This window comes from Streptomyces sp. A0592, assembly GCF_004795115.1.
GTDB classification, from domain to species: domain Bacteria; phylum Actinomycetota; class Actinomycetes; order Streptomycetales; family Streptomycetaceae; genus Streptomyces; species Streptomyces erythrochromogenes.
This window is the reverse complement of the sequence record NZ_SSBM01000019.1, coordinates 85,954-100,763: the sequence shown is the minus strand read 5'-3', so window position 1 is coordinate 100,763 and position 14,810 is coordinate 85,954. Positions and strand designations below refer to the sequence as shown.

At 73.4% G+C, this 14,810-nt stretch carries 10 protein-coding genes; 5 read left to right on the top strand and 5 right to left on the bottom strand.

Going from position 1 to position 14,810, the window contains the following annotated elements:
• Nucleotides 1-699: 699 nt before the first annotated feature.
• Both E6U81_RS25015 and E6U81_RS25010 read right to left on the bottom strand, forming a co-directional pair.
• Nucleotides 700-1,215 carry an SUKH-3 domain-containing protein gene (locus tag E6U81_RS25015; protein WP_136232332.1) on the bottom strand — a complete coding sequence of 172 codons (516 nt, stop codon included), beginning with the start codon at nucleotides 1,213-1,215 and terminating at the stop codon, nucleotides 700-702.
• Nucleotides 1,216-1,217: 2 nt separating this feature from the next.
• Nucleotides 1,218-1,778: a YwqJ-related putative deaminase gene (locus E6U81_RS25010; RefSeq protein ID WP_136232331.1), complete on the bottom strand. Its 561-nt coding sequence runs from the start codon at nucleotides 1,776-1,778 to the stop codon at nucleotides 1,218-1,220.
• A 230-nt stretch (nucleotides 1,779-2,008) separates the two neighbouring features.
• On the opposite strand from E6U81_RS25010, the gene E6U81_RS25005 reads away from it, so the two are divergent.
• From E6U81_RS25005 to E6U81_RS39995, 3 genes are all read left to right on the top strand, one after another.
• Complete coding sequence (locus tag E6U81_RS25005; protein ID WP_136232330.1) at nucleotides 2,009-3,004, top strand: SMI1/KNR4 family protein; 996 nt, start codon at nucleotides 2,009-2,011, stop codon at nucleotides 3,002-3,004.
• A 7-nt stretch (nucleotides 3,005-3,011) separates the two neighbouring features.
• Nucleotides 3,012-5,591, top strand: coding sequence for an SUKH-4 family immunity protein (locus tag E6U81_RS25000; protein ID WP_136232329.1), 2,580 nt, complete (start codon nucleotides 3,012-3,014; stop codon nucleotides 5,589-5,591).
• Nucleotides 5,592-5,728: 137 nt separating this feature from the next.
• On the top strand, nucleotides 5,729-6,601 hold the full coding sequence (locus E6U81_RS39995) for a cellulose-binding protein (protein WP_168714730.1): 873 nt from the start codon (nucleotides 5,729-5,731) through the stop codon (nucleotides 6,599-6,601).
• A gap of 340 nt (nucleotides 6,602-6,941) precedes the next feature.
• On the opposite strand, the gene E6U81_RS24990 is transcribed toward E6U81_RS39995, so the two are convergent.
• Together E6U81_RS24990 and E6U81_RS24985 are read right to left on the bottom strand one after the other, a co-directional pair.
• A complete protein-coding gene (locus E6U81_RS24990) occupies nucleotides 6,942-7,811 on the bottom strand; it encodes a hypothetical protein (RefSeq protein WP_240804007.1) in 870 nt (289 codons plus the stop codon).
• Nucleotides 7,812-7,887: 76 nt separating this feature from the next.
• Nucleotides 7,888-9,501, bottom strand: coding sequence for an MFS transporter (locus tag E6U81_RS24985; protein ID WP_240804006.1), 1,614 nt, complete (start codon nucleotides 9,499-9,501; stop codon nucleotides 7,888-7,890).
• A 326-nt stretch (nucleotides 9,502-9,827) separates the two neighbouring features.
• On the opposite strand from E6U81_RS24985, the gene E6U81_RS24980 reads away from it, so the two are divergent.
• Nucleotides 9,828-10,616: an ABC transporter ATP-binding protein gene (locus E6U81_RS24980; RefSeq protein ID WP_136232328.1), complete on the top strand. Its 789-nt coding sequence runs from the start codon at nucleotides 9,828-9,830 to the stop codon at nucleotides 10,614-10,616.
• Entirely contained in the window at nucleotides 10,613-13,198 is a 2,586-nt protein-coding gene (locus E6U81_RS24975) for an FtsX-like permease family protein (protein ID WP_136232327.1), read from the top strand. Before E6U81_RS24980 ends, E6U81_RS24975 begins: the two co-directional genes overlap by 4 nt.
• Nucleotides 13,199-13,291: 93 nt before the next feature.
• Here E6U81_RS24975 and E6U81_RS24970 read toward each other — a convergent pair whose 3' ends face one another.
• Nucleotides 13,292-14,707 carry a DUF2079 domain-containing protein gene (locus tag E6U81_RS24970; protein WP_240804005.1) on the bottom strand — a complete coding sequence of 472 codons (1,416 nt, stop codon included), beginning with the start codon at nucleotides 14,705-14,707 and terminating at the stop codon, nucleotides 13,292-13,294.
• Nucleotides 14,708-14,810: the final 103 nt, after the last annotated feature.

Here is a 14,810-nt window from a genome sequence, read left to right as displayed (position 1 = left end):
TCCGCCGGGGTGGCCGGGTTTCCGCGGGGCGGGATGGAACGGGTGGGGCGGTGCCCCGCCGGAGTATCTCCTCGGCTCGGCGCGTGCGGGGGGTCTCGGCCAGGCGGCCTGGGTTGCGCGCTCGTCCTGCGGGGACACTCCGCCGTGTCCCCACCCCACGCCGGCGCTCCGCTACCCCTGCCCGTGCTGCGTGCTCCGGGCCGGCGCGGTTGGCTTCCCGGTACCGGGCTCGTACTGCTGGAGTGGGGACGGGGAGGGGTGTCCCCGCAGGCCGAGCGCGCAACCACCGCCCACAGCCGCGAAGTGCCCGCCTGGCGCGAGCCGAGGAGATACCCCTCGGCGGCACCGCGACCCCCCGCACCGCGCCCGGATCCCGACCCGCCGCACCGCGAGGGGTACGGCATTGCGCCCGGATCCTGCCCCGCCGCCCCGCGAGGGGTACGGCACCGAGCCCGGATCCTGCCCCGCCGCCCCGCGAGGGGTACGGCACCGAGCCCGGATCCCGCCCGGCCGCCCGCGAGGGGTACGGGACCACGACCGAAAATCCCGGCCCGGCCCCCCGCGAGGGGTACGGCACCGCGACCGACCCCGGCCCGGCTCCCCGCGAGGGGGCGCGCCTGCCTGTCCCGGGAGGCGCGGTGGCGCCGCCGGGTCCGGGGTGGGACCCGGACCCGCGACCCGCCGCGGGAGCGGAACGGCCTAGGACGGCGGCAGCGCCAAGCGCGTCGGCTGGAGGCCCGTCAGGAGGAGGGTGAGGGCCTCGTCGACGGTGGAGCCGAGGTACCAGTCGCCGGTGTGGTCGATGCCGTAGACGCGGCCTTCGCGGTCGAGGGCGAGGTGGGAGCCTCCGTCGGCCTCCACCCCGAGGGGGCAGAGCTGCGTCGAGAGGGCCCGCCCCAGGTCGGCGAAGGTGCGCGCCAGGTGGAGTCCGGTGAGGGGGTCGATCCGCAGCGGGCTCGGGGCGACCTGGCGGCCGGGTCCGGGCGCGGTGACGGTGAGGCCGCCGAACTCCGCCCAGGCCTCGACGGCGGCGGGGAAGACCGTGTGCCGGTGGCCGGCGGGGGTGGTGTGGTCCCGGAGGGCGTCGGCCCAGTACTCGGCCTGTTTGGCGTCCCAGCGGCCGGGTTCCCAGCCGGCGGTCCGCAGCACGGAGTCCACCGCGACCGGGAAGCGGGTGGTCGAGGAGCGGTCGTAGGAGGCTGAGGTGGTCGTCATGGCTACTCGGCTGGGGTGAGGTCGACGGGGCGTACGCCGAAGTGGGCGAGGAGGGCGTCGCAGGAGCGGCAGGGGGGCGCGTAGCTGCCGTGGAGGGGGTCGCCGTCCTCGCGGATGTGCCGGGCTGTGATCTTCGCGTGCTTGAGGGAGCGGCGGGCCTCGCTGGGCGAGAGGGGCTTGCGGGAGGCGCGTCGGGAGCGGGCGGCCTCGATGGAGGCCAGGTGTCGGGAGAGCAGTATCGCTTCGGGACATCGGCCGGTGAAACGTTCGCGCTGGCCGCTGGTGAGGGTGTCCAGGAAGTCCTGGACGAGTGGGTGCAGCGCGGGCGGCTGGTCGGCCTTGCCGGCGGTGCCGGTGAGGGTCTCGCCGCGTACAGAGAGCGCGGCGGCGACGGTGGGCAGGATGCCGTCCCGGCGGAAGCGCAGGACGGGTGGGGTGGGCCGGCCGTCGCTGCTGCTCCAGCGTAGGCGGGGGTCGCCGGTGGAGCCGCCCGCTTCGGCGGGTGTGCCTGCCGCGTCGGCGGTGCCATCGCCCGGTTCCGTACGTGTTGCCGTGTTCTGCATGGTCGCGCTTTCCCTCCCGTGGCGGCGGTGGTGACCGCTGTCGCGCACGCCCCCGTGCCGCGGGGACAGCCTGCCAAATGTCATCTGTCATACGGAAGCGGGGTCGAATTTTCGTATCAATTCGGATGTTCCTGGCCGTCGGGCTGGTGTGCGGGTCGCGGGCGAGGGAGCCTCTTGCCCCAGCGCATAGGCTGTGGTGAACCAGCCAGATCCAGCAGGGGGCTACCGCCATGACGACAGGTCGGCTCGGGCAGCAGGCCGCGCCACCCAACGCCGCTTACTCGGGGCAGGTCGTGCATTTCCCGGACCCGGTCCGGGCCGCTCGGCATCCCCACGGAGTGCGGATGGACGGCGACGGGTATCCGGACTTCTCCGCCTACGCGCGTGCGGCGGTGGAGATCGCCGAGCCGCCCGAGGGCTTCGGCGTGGACGAGCTGCGGCTGACGGACTACGTGTCCGCGAACGCGGCGATGAAGGCCGCGGGGCACGAGCTGTGGGACACGGTCGGGCCGGTGGGCACCCCGCACGGCTGGACCTGGCACCACGTGGCGGGTTCGCGGCGCATGGAGCTGGTCCCGGTCGAGGTGAAGGCGCTGCTGCGGCATCACGCGGGTCTGGCGACGGCTCCGGTGGACCACGACAAGCGCGGGACGCGGGCGTTGCAGGAGCTGCGTCCGGTGCACATCGGGCTGCCGAAGTCCGTGGTGTCGGTCTCCGAGAGCCAGGTGCAGGGTGTCGAGGAGGACCTCGGCTACCGGCTGCCGGAGGCGTACCGCTCGTTCCTGAAGGCGGCGGGCGGCTGTGCGCCGGTGGGCGCCGGCCTGGACGTGGAGCTCGGCCTGCTGGTGGACCAGCCGTTCTTCACGGTGCGTGAGGAGGCGGCGGTCAACGACCTCGTCTACGCCAACAAGTGCTTGCGCGACCACCTGACGAAGGACTACCTGTGCGTGGCCTTCGTGCAGGGCGGGCTGCTCGCGCTGAAGGTGAAGGGCGAGGGCCTCGGATCGGTGTGGTTCTCCCCGTACGACGACGCACGTGACCAGGACGGATGGTCGGTGCAGGAGCGCGTGGAGCGGCTTTTGCTGCCGTGCGGTGGTGATTTCGACTCCTTCCTTGAGCGGTTGGCGGGCAACCCGCCGGAACTGGAGACGGTGGCCGGTCTGATGGTGGACGGCGGATTCGCACGTTCGGTTCCGGTGGCGCGTGCCGGTTCGGATGAGGGGTGACGGCGCGATGGTGACGTTTGCGCAGGCGCAGGAGCGCGCCGAGGAGTGGATCAACGGGGACGTGCCCGCGTACCAGCACCGGGAGGTGCGCGTACGGGAGTTCGGGCTCGGGTTCGTGGTGTGGGCGGAGGACCGCGCGGCGGGTCCGGTGTCGGGGGGCGGCCGGCAGCGGCTGGTCATCGCCCGGGACAGCGGCGAGGTCACGTTGTGGCCGGGGCTTCCGGTGGGTGAGGTGATCCGGCGGTACGAGGAGGAGTACGGGGCCGTGGCTGCGAACGCGGCTTCCGAGGCTTCGGTTCCGCCTCCGCGGATCGACTCCGAACAGACCTCGTTCATGCTGAGTCCTCCGGAGTGGCTGCAGGAGGCGGCGGACCGGGCGGGGATCGCTCCGCGGTCGGCCGCGTCCTCCGCTTCCGCCTCCCCGGAGCCCGCCGTTTCGGACGCGGTGTCCGATGCGGCGCCTGCTTCGGATTCGGCTTCGGGTTCGGGTTCGGGTTCGGCTTCCGAGGAGTCCGGGCCGGCTGCGGTTCCGGGTTCCGCGGACGCGGTGCCGTTGCGGCGCGGGGGCGAGATCCCCTACGAGCCGACGGCCAACGACGGGGTCCCGGCGACGCCCGCTGCCGCGCTGCCGATCGGGGCCACGCCGTGGGCGGGTACCGATGTGAACTCCGGCTCGGACGACGCGTCCGTGCCGCTGCCGGCGACCGTGTTCGCGCCGCCGCTGTCCGGGTCGGACCTGGAGGACGCGCCGTCGTCCGGGGTGGCTTCCGAGGCGAAGACGACGCTGATGCCCGGCGGCAGCCAGCTGCCGAGGACCGCCGTGGTGCCCGCGCTGGGGTCTTCGCCGCAGGACATCGCGGACGCGCCGACGAGCAGGGCCCGCGTCTCGCGGCCGGGCGCCGACGCGGCCCCGGGTGCGGGGCAGTCGTCGACGCCGCCCGGTCCTCCCGGTGCGCCTGGTGCGCCCGGTGGTGGGCTCGATCATGCCGCGACGATGCTGGCCGGTCCGGCCGTGACGGGTCGGCCGCCGGCGCCTCCGGGTCCTCCCGGTGCGCCCGGTGCTCCGGGTCAGCCGCCGGCGCCCCCCGGTCCGCCCGGGGCTCCCGGGTCGCTGGGCCGCGGGCTCGACCACGCCGCGACGATGCTGGCCGGTCCGGCCGTGACGGGTCGGCCGCCGGCGCCTCCGGGTCCGCCCGGTGCTCCGGGTGCCGGTGCGCCCCAGCCTCCCGGCCCGCCGGGTCCTCCCGGTGCGCCCGGTGGCGGCCTCGATCATGCCGCGACGATGCTGGCCGGTCCGGCCGTGACGGGTCAGCCGCCGGCGCCTCCGGGTCCGCCCGGTGCTCCGGGTGCCGGTGCGCCCCAGCCTCCCGGCCCGCCCGGTCCTCCCGGTGCGCCCGGTGGCGGGGCGCATCACGCCGCGACGATGCTCGCCGGTCCCGGCGTACCGCAGCCTCCGGGTCCGCCCGGTGCGCCTGGTGCCCCGGCTGCGCCCGGTGGCGGGCTCGACCATGCCGCGACGATGCTCGCCGGTCCCGGCGTACCGCAGCCCCCCGGTCCTCCCGGTCCGCCGCCGGGCGGGCCCGCGGCACAGCCGCAGGCCCCGACGGGTGCGCCCACGGTCGGCCCCGGCTACCAGGCGGTGCTGCGCTACCGCGCTCCCGACGGCTCCGAGCAGCAGCTCATCCGCCGCTCGGCGCCCGGCACCCCGCACCCGGAGTGGCAGATCCTCTACGAGCTGCGCGCGATGAACGTGCCGCCGCAGCAGGTGCTGGAGCTGCACACCGAGCTGGAGTCCTGTGAACTGCCCGGCGGTTACTGCGCCCGGATGATCCGGGAGACGTGGCCGCAGGTGCGGATCACGAGCGTGGCTCCGTACGGGCAGGACCACGCGGGCCGCCAGCAGGGCATGCGGCACCTGCTCACCCACCAGGGCGAGCTGCACCAGGTCGCGGACGGTCCGGCGCGCCCGGCGCCGGTGCGCGCGCCGCTGCCGCAGGTCCCGCTGCAGCAGGCGATCCCGCTGGACGCGATCGGGCAGGAGCTGGCGGCGGCGTTCGGTCCGCAGGGCGTGTTCCGCTTCGACCAGCGGGCGGTGTCCCGTCAGGGTGTGCCGGAGATCGTGGCGCAGACGCTGATGTGGGCGGGCCTGCCGGTCGATTTCGGGCCGTTCTTCTGGGCGCAGGCGGTGCCGGGGCAGCCGGTGCCGACGCTGGCCGAGCTGGCGGCGCAGCGGCAGGTGCAGCCGGCGACGGACGCGGGCTCGTACCTCGTGATCGGCAGCGACTTCGGCAAGGCGCTGTGCGTGCAGTACGGGACCGCGCACATCGTGGCGGTGCCGGTGGAGGGCGGTCCGGGCGGTGCTCCGGTGCCCCCGCAGTTCGTGAATTCGAGCCTGCCGCAGTTCGTGCGCTCGATGGCGATGCTGGGTCACATGTGGCGGCTGCGCCAGCATCTGACGCCGGAGCAGGCGGGTCGCTGGACCGTCGACTTCCAGGCGAATCTGGCGGGGCTCGACAGTGCGGCGCTTTCGTCGCCGGAGAGCTGGTGGTCGGTGCTGCTGGAGCAGATGTGGGACGGGCTGTTGTGACGTCTCCCGTCTGACCGCGTGATCGGTTGAGTGGCCGGGTCGGGACCCTCGGAGGGGGTCTCGGCCCGGCCATTCGGGCTTCAGGGATCAAATGGCGCATCCTTGACGGGAATCCCCGCGAGAGAGGCGCATCCAGGATGAGTGCACCCATTGCGACCGTGCGCGGTCGCGGCTACCGCATGGAAGAGGTCGACCGGTATCTCGCCCGGCTCTCCGGGAGCCGTGACGAGGCCTGGGAGAGGGTGGCGCGGCTGACGGTCCTGGCCAAGCAGATGGAGGCGGAGGCGGCGCGGCTGCGCGAGGTCGTGGCCGGGCTCGCCCCGCAGACGTACGACGAACTGGGCGAGCGGGCCCGGCGGATCCTGCGGCTGGCGGAGGAGGAGGCCGAAGCCGTACGGACGGAGGCGCGGGCGGACGTGTCCGCGACGCTGGACGCGGCCGGGGTGCGTGCCGAGCGGGTGGCGGAGCTGGCGCGCGGCGACGCGGAGGCGGTGCGCGAGCAGACCGAGGTCCGGGCGCGGCAGGGGTTGTCGCGGGCGGAGCGGGAGGCGGACGAGCTGCGGGCGGGGGCGCGCCAGGACGCTGCCGCGTGGCGGGCGGACGCGGCGGCGGTGCTGGCGAAGGTGCGGCGGCGGGCGGAAGCGGAACGGGCGGAGCGGGAGCGGGAGCAGGGGGAGCGCTGGGAGGCTGCGGGCCGGGAGCTGGCGGCGAGGGAGGCGGAGCTGGACGCGCGCCTCACGGAGTCGGAGCGGTACGCGGAGTCCGGGCTGGCGGAGGCGCGGCGGGGGTTCGCGGAGGCGGAGGAGGCGGCGCGGCACGGCCAGGAGGACGCGGAGGCGAGGGCCGCGGAGCTGGTGGCGCAGGCGGGGGTGGCGCAGGAGCGGATCTCGCGTGAGACGGAGCGGGTGCTGCGCGAGCACGTGGAGGCGCAGGAGGAGATGCGGGCTCACATGGCGCATGTCAGGGCCAGTCTGTCGGCGCTGACGGGGAGGGCCCCGGCGGAGGGCTGAGGCCGTTGCCCTTGCCCTGGCCGGGCTGCTGCCGGGGTGCGCCGTTGCCCTGGCCGAGCCGGGCCAGTGCCGGGCCGGGTCGGTGCCGGGGTGGGCCAGTGCCGGGCCGGGTCGGTGCCGGGGTGGGCCGTTGCCCGGGCCCGGGACGGGGTGGGCCAGTGTCGGGGTGGGCCGTTGCGCGGGTCCTGGCCGGGCCGGAGTCGGTGCCGGGGTGCGCCATTGCCATGGCCGGGCCGGGCCGGTGCCGGGGTGGGCCATTGCCCGGGCCCGGGACGGGCTGGGGTCGTTCGGGACGGCGGATCCGCTTCCCCGGGCTCCCGCCGCGCCGACACATCACGTCCTACGTCCCGGACCCGTCCCCGGCGTGTTGTGCCGGGATGGTGGGGCCCTCGTAGCAGTACGGGTCGCTGCGCAGGCCCCGGGACGTGACCACCACCGTCAGGGGCGGCTTCGCCGTCGGCGGGAGGGTGGTCGTCAGTGCGCCGGTCAGGGGGTCGGGCCGGGCTTCCAGCGGGGTGTCGTCGACCGTGACCAGGGGCGGGCGGCCCGCCGGGTCGGGGGTGAATCCGCCGCCCTCGACCGTGAGGCGGTCGCCGGAGACCGAGGCGCCGGTGATGACCGGGTTGGGGCGGGTGGCCATCTTGTTGACCAGGTAGGCACCGGCCGGGGCGCCCGTGAGGGCCCAGATCTCCTCCGGGAGGCGGGGGAGGCCCGCGCCCACGTCGGCGAGGAAGAACAGGACGACGTAGAGCATCGTGACCGCGCTGAGGGTGACGTACTGGAGGTCGACGAGGTCGGTGCGTCCGCTGTCGTTCGCGATCAGCTCACGCAGCGGGCGCCGGCCCGACGCGGTGGGCGGGGCGGCCGGTTTGGCGAGGCTGCCGCGTTCCACGCGCAGGCCGACGACGGCCTTGGCCGCGATCAGCGCCACGTACGGGCCGCCGAGGAGCGGCAGGTACACCGTCGTCAGGGTGGACAGCGGGCCGTCGGAGCCGCTGAAGTACTTCACGCCGCCGCCCGCGGTGAGGCCGTGGCCCAGGATGGCGAGCAGGAGCCAGACCAGGATCACGGTCCAAGCCAGGGCGAGTGCGGTCGAGGTGGAGAGCCGGCCGTCGCGGCCGGTGATGAAGGCCGGGTGGCGGCTGAGCCGCAGGCAGATCGGGCCGGCCAGCGCGGCCAGTAACAGCAGTGCGAGCAGTGCGGATGCCATGGTGTCCCCCCGGATGTCGGTGCTGCGTACGAGGGTCGCCGACTGCCCTGGTCATGACAAGGCGACACGGCGGACCTCAGTCGTCGCGCAGTTCGGGGAGGACCGGGAACCTGCGGGGTGCCACCAGGAGCAGGATGAGGAGCGCGGCCACGGCGGCGGCCGTCGCGCCGAGGAAGATGTGCTCGACGGCGGCGGCCACGGCTTCGCGCAGCTGGTCGGCGGCGGCCCGGGGGAGCAGGTCAGGGTGTTCCAGGGCCTTGGCGACATCGTCGAGGTGGCTCGGGAGCCCCGGTGTGGGGGCGTCGGCCAGGCGGGCGGCGATGGTGGCGTTGGCGACGGCGGCGAGCAGGGCGGCGCCCACGCTCTGGCCGACCTGGCGGCAGAAGAGCACCGAGGCGGTGGTGGTGCCGCGTTCGGCCCAGCCGACGGTGGACTGGACGCCGACGATCAGCGGGAGCTGGAAGAGGCCGAGGGCGGCGCCGAGCAGCAGCATGATCAGGGCGGGCTGCCAGGGCCGGGCGGGGTACGGCAGCAGGGTGAAGGAGTAGAGGATCACCGCGGCGAGGCCGATGCCGACGGCCGCGCTGTTGCGGAAGCCGATGCGCCGGTAGACGTGCTGGCTGAGGGCGGCGGTGACGGGCCAGCTGAGGGTCATCACCGACATGACGAGTCCGGCGCCGACGGGTCCGAGGCCGAGTACGGACTGGGCGTACGTCGGCATGAACACCATCGGGGCGACCATCAGCAGGCCGAGCGCCCCCATGGCCAGGTTGACGGCGGCGATGGTGCGCCGGCGCCACACCCAGCCGGGCAGGATCGGTTCCTCCGCCCGCCGTTCCACCCGGACGACCACCGCGGCCAGTACGGCGCTCGCGCCCAGCAGGCCCAGTGAGGGTGCGGACAGCCAGGGCCAGGCGACGCCGCCCTGGACGAGGGCGAAGAGGAGGAGTCCGCCGCAGCAGAAGACGCCGAGGGCGCCCGCCCAGTCGACGCGCCCGCGGCGGCCGGGTGAGCGGACGGGCTCGGTCAGGTGGCGGGTGATCATCCACAGGGCGAGGGCGGCCAGCGGCAGGTTGATCAGGAAGATCCACCGCCAGTGGGCGTAGGAGGCGAGCAGTCCGCCGAGGGCGGGGCCGGCCACGGCCGAGGTGGCCCAGACGCTGGACATGCGGGCCTGGATCCTCGGGCGTTCCGCCAGCGGGTACAGGTCGGCGGCCAGGGTCTGGACGGTGCCCTGGAGGGCGCCGCCGCCGAGGCCCTGGACGATGCGGAAGGCGATGAGGGCGGCCATGTTCCAGGCGGACGCGCACAGCAGCGAGCCGAGGAGGAAGAGGGCGATGCCGAAGAGCAGGACGGGCTTGCGGCCGAAGGTGTCGGACAGCTTGCCGTAGACCGGCAGGGTGACGGTGACGGCGAGCAGGTAGCCGGAGAAGAGCCAGGAGAAGACGGAGAAGCCGCCGAGGTCGCCGACGATCTGGGGGACGGCGGTGGCGACGATGGTGCTGTCGAGGGCGACGAGGGCCATGCCGAGCATCAGCGAGACGACGACGGGGGTCGGGGGGCGTCCGGCGGGCCTGCCGGCTCCGCCGTCGGTCGTGCCCTTGGCCGAAACGGCCGCACCGGGGGCGGCGCCCGCGCGCCCGGCGGGTATGCCGTCCGGACCTCCGTCCGTGCTGTCCGCTGCGGGCACCGAGATCCCTTCCCCTTGCACGTAGTTGCGGGGGACACCATCTCACCACCGCCTTGCGGGCGGTATCCCTCAGGCCGTGTCGTCCGAAGGGCGGACAACCCCTAGGGGTCCCTCCGCACTACGGGCCAGGGGTCTTTCCTCCCGGCGGAGGAGGTGGAGGCGTCGGGCATCTCCTTAACTGGACCATACGAGCCGGGGGTGCGGGTGGGGATAACCCCCGGACGGATACGGCTACGGGCACCAGCGCGCCGCAGGTCGTGCCGCCGCAGACTTCATCACGGCGACGCGCGCACGCAGACGCACGCATTCGAAGAAGGAGACAGACCGTGACAACGGCAATGACCGAAACCAGGCACGGGGGTACTGGAGGGCATGCTGCCGTCGCGGCCCGGGCACGGAAGGTCGTCAAGGCCTACGGCTCCGGGGAGACGCGTGTCGTCGCTCTCGACGAGGTGGACGTGGACATCATGCGCGGCCAGTTCACCGCGATCATGGGTCCGTCGGGTTCCGGCAAGTCCACGCTGATGCACTGCCTCGCCGGCCTCGACACGGTGACCAGCGGGCAGATCCACCTGGACGACACCGAGATCACCGGGCTGAAGGACAAGAAGCTCACGCGGCTGCGCCGCGACCGGATCGGCTTCATCTTCCAGGCCTTCAACCTGCTGCCCACGCTCAACGCCCTGGAGAACATCACGCTCCCCATGGACATCGCGGGCCGCAAGCCCGAGGCGGAGTGGCTGAACCGGGTGGTGGAGACCGTCGGCCTCGCCGGCCGGCTCAAGCACCGTCCGACCGAGCTGTCCGGCGGCCAGCAGCAGCGCGTGGCGGTGGCCCGCGCCCTCGCCGCCCGCCCCGAGATCATCTTCGGTGACGAGCCGACCGGAAACCTGGACTCCCGTGCGGGCGCCGAGGTCCTCGGCTTCCTGCGCCGTTCGGTGGACGACCTCGGCCAGACCATCGTCATGGTCACCCACGACCCCGTGGCCGCCTCCTACGCCGACCGCGTCATCTTCCTGGCCGACGGCCGCATCGTCGACGAGATGCACGCGCCCACCGCCGACCAGGTCCTGGACCGGATGAAGGACTTCGACGCGCGCGGGCGGACCTCATGAGCAACACGGTCCTGAAGACCTCGCGGCGCAACTTCGTCGCGCACAAGGGGCGGATGGCGCTCTCGGCCGTCGCGGTCCTGCTCTCCGTCGCCTTCGTCTGCGGCACGCTGGTGTTCACCGACACGATGAACACCACCTTCGACAAGCTGTTCGCCGTCACCAACTCCGACGTGACGGTCAGCCCCAAGGCCGCCGAGAGCGGGGAGGAGACCCCCGACCGCGGCAAGCCCGAGATGCTGGCGGGCTCGGTCGTCGAGCAGGTCAGGAAGGCCGAGGGGGTCCAGGGCGCCGAGGGCGGCGTCGTCTCCATGGCCGTCACGGTGGTCAACTCCAAGAACGAGAACATGGGCTCGACCACCGGCGCCCCGACCATCGCGGGCAACTGGAGCGACAACGAGCTCAAGTCCATGAAGATCACCTCGGGTCAGGCGCCGCGCGGTCCCACCGAGGTGATGGTCGACGCCGACACCGCGAAGAAGCACGGCCTGAAGCTCGGTGACGAACTGCGCACCATCGCCATCACCGGCGACATCCGCGCGAAGATCACCGGTATCGCCACCTTCACCGTGACCAACCCGGGCGCGGCCGTCGTCTACTTCGACACCGCCACCGCGCAGAAGTCGCTGCTCGGCTCCCCCGACTCCTTCACGCACGTCAACGTCACCGCCAAGGACGGGGTGAGCGACGAGCAGCTCAAGGCGAACATCGCGAGCGCCGTCGGAGCGGACGCCTACAAGCTCCAGACCGCCAAGGAAGCCGCGGACGCCAACCGCAAGGACGTCGGCGCCTTCCTCGACGTCATGAAGTACGTGATGCTCGGCTTCGCCGGCATCGCCTTCCTCGTCGGCATCTTCCTGATCTTCAACACCTTCTCCATGCTGGTCGCGCAGCGCACCCGCGAGATCGGCCTGATGCGCGCCATCGGCGCCGACAGCGGACAGGTCCTGAAGTCCGTGGTCCTCGAGGCCTTCCTGCTCGGCGTGGTCGGCTCGGTCCTCGGTGTGGCAGCGGGCGTGGGCCTGGCCGTCGGCCTGATGGCACTCATGGGTCAGATGGGCATGCAGCTGTCCACCGACGACCTGACCGTCGCCTGGACCACCCCCGTCGTGGGCATCGTCCTCGGCATCGTCGTGACCGTCGTCTCCGCCTTCGTCCCGGCCCGTCGCGCCGGCAAGGTCTCCCCGATGGCCGCACTGCGCGAGTCCGGCACCCCGGGCGACAAGAAGGCCGGCCGTGTCCGGGCCGCCCTCGGCCTGGTCCTCACCGCCGTCGGCGGCGGCTCCCTCTACCTCGCCGGGGCCGCCGAGAAGGCCGCGGCCGGATCCCTCTGGCTGGGCCTGGGCGTCGTCCTCACCCTCGTCGGCTTCATCGTGATCGGCCCGCTGCTCGCCGCGGGCGTGGTGCGGGTGCTCTCCGGTGTGGTCCTGCGGCCCTTCGGGTCCGTGGGCCGGCTCGCCGAGCGCAACGCCCTGCGCAACCCGCGCCGCACCGGCGCCACCGCCGCCGCGCTGATGATCGGCCTCGCACTGGTCGCCTGCCTGTCGGTGGTCGGCTCCTCGATGGTGGCATCCGCGACCGAGGAGCTCGACAAGTCGGTCGGTGCGGACTACATCGTCGCCTCCGAGTCCGGCCAGCCCGTCCTGCCGCAGGCCGAGCAGGCCCTGCGCGCCACCGCCGGCCTCGACCACGTCACCGCCTACCGCCAGCTGGAGGTCACTCTCACCGCGCCCGACGGCACCAACGAGAAGACCGACGTCGGCGCGACCGACCCGACGTACGCCAAGGACATCCGGCGCAAGATGACGGCCGGCGAGCACGCGGCCGCCTACGGCGCGGGCTCCATGTCGGTCGGCTCCCTCTACGCCACCGCGCACGGCATCAAGCTCGGTGACGAGATGACGGTCGCCTTCACCGGCGGCAAGACCGTCAAACTGAAGGTCGCGGCGATCACCAGCGACGAGGGCAACCTCGACAAGGGCATGAAGTACATCAGCACCGAGACCGCCCGGGCGAACGTGCCGGCGGACCGGATGCCGCTGCCCTTCATGATGCTGGCCACCGCCGAGGACGGGCAGTCCGACGCCGCCGCGTACACGTCGGTCAAGGCGGCCATGGGCGAGTACCCGCAGTACGTGGTGCGCAACCAGGCCGACTACAAGCAGGCCCTGAAGGACCAGGTCGGCCAGCTGCTGAACATGGTCTACGGGCTCCTAGGCCTCGCCATCATCGTCGCGGTCCTGGGTGTCGTGAACACCCTGGCCCTGTCGGTGGTCGAGCGGACCCGTGAGATCGGCCTGATGCGCGCCATCGGCCTCTCCCGCCGCCAGCTGCGCCGCATGATCCGCCTGGAATCGGTGGTCATCGCCCTCTTCGGCGCCCTCCTCGGCCTCGGGCTGGGCATGGGCTGGGGGGCCACCGCCCAGCAGCTGCTGGCGCTGGAGGGCCTGAAGGTCCTGGAGATCCCGTGGCCGACGATCATCGGGGTGTTCGCGGCATCGGCCTTCGTGGGCCTGTTCGCCGCCCTGGTCCCGGCCTTCCGGGCGGGACGGATGAACGTACTGAACGCGATCGCGAGCGAGTAGCCGGCGCCGTGTTCGTACGGGGGTGGGCGCAGGCCCGGGACTCACCGTCCCGGGCCTGCGCCCTTCTTCCGTATCCGGGCCGGGCCGGGCGGGTCAGCCGGTGGTGTCGCGCTGCATCAGGACGATCCCGCCGGCCTCGCCCACGAGGGTGTACCGCTCGCCGGGGTGGAGCTGGGAGGCGTAGTGGGTCGGGTCCTCGCCGGCCCACTTGTTCCCGTTGTCGATGGTGATCCAGTCGGGGACGACGCCCTTGCTGCCGCCGATCCACAGGACGCGGCAGCGGGAGGTCAGCCGGGTCAGCGGGGTGGTGTCCGCCTCCACGGTGGCCCCGTCGGGGATCCGGTCGAGGAGCTTCTCGACCGCGATGACGCGGTCGGGCTTCTCGTACGTGGACGCCTCCGTGAGCTTGGCGGTGGGCATGCTGGTCATGGCCAGCGCGAGGGAGGCGGCGAGCACCGCCGTGGGCAGCTGGAGTGCGTAGGACCGCAGCCAGGGCCGCTCGCCGCGGCGGACGGTGTCGATGGCGTCGACCAGGGCGAGGGCGACGACGGGCATGAGCACGGCGCTGTAGTGCCAGTCGGTGGACCAGTAGTGGTCGTCCCCGGACAGGAACCGCCAGCCGAGGGTGGGGGCGGCGACCAGCAGCAGCGGCGAGCGCAGGGCGAGCAGGCCGGAGGTGGGGATCAGGACCCAGCCCAGCGTGGCCAGCTTGGTGCCGAGGCCGGCGAAGGGCCCCGCCCCGTCGATCTTGTGCCAGTAGCCGTATCCGTCGGTCGCGAAGGCCGGTATGAACACGGTGAACACCAGTACGGCGAAGACGCAGGCGGCCGCGGCGAGGGCGAGCGCGGTCACGGCGGTGCGCCGGTCGGTGGTGCGGCTGCGCCAGGCCACGACGACGGCCAGGGCGGCCAGGGTGAAGCCGAGGTCCTCCTTGACCAGGAGCAGCGGCAGCCCCCACAGCAGGGCGGCCCGCCAGCGCCGGGCCAGGACCGCCTCCAGGGCAAACGCCAGCAGCGGCACGGCGAAGGCGATCTCGTGGAAGTCGAACTCCACCGCCCGCTGGACGCCCCAGGACAGGCCGTACGCGACGCCGACGGCGATGCCGCGTGGCCGGCCGAGGAGCCGTGCGGCCGCCCGCGTGACGGGGACGGCGGAGAGCGCGAACAGCGCCGCCTGTACGACCAGCAGCGTGACGGGCCCGGGGAAGACCCGGTAGACGGGGGCGACGAGCGCGATGATCGGGCTGAAGTGGTCCCCGAGGATGTTGGCCCCCGGCCCCTTCAGGTCGGCCACGGGCGTCTGGAGGTGGGCGTACGCGCGGATCGCCTGCTCGAAGATCCCGAGGTCCCAGGAGGCCCAGTCCATGCGCCGGAACCGGCCGACGGACAGGACGAGGTAGACGAGGAACAGCCCGCAGGCCACCAGCCAGGGTCCGGCCCACCGGGGCGTGGCCGCCCGGGGCGGGGTCTGGGCCGCCGGTACCGGGCGGGCTATGGCATCGCTCGTCACGGACTCGTGCTCCTCGGCCGTTCGGCGTGAACTCATGCGGAAGGGGACGCGGCGAGCTCAGGCGGTGGTTACGTCAACATCGTAAAGCGGGAGCAACGTCACA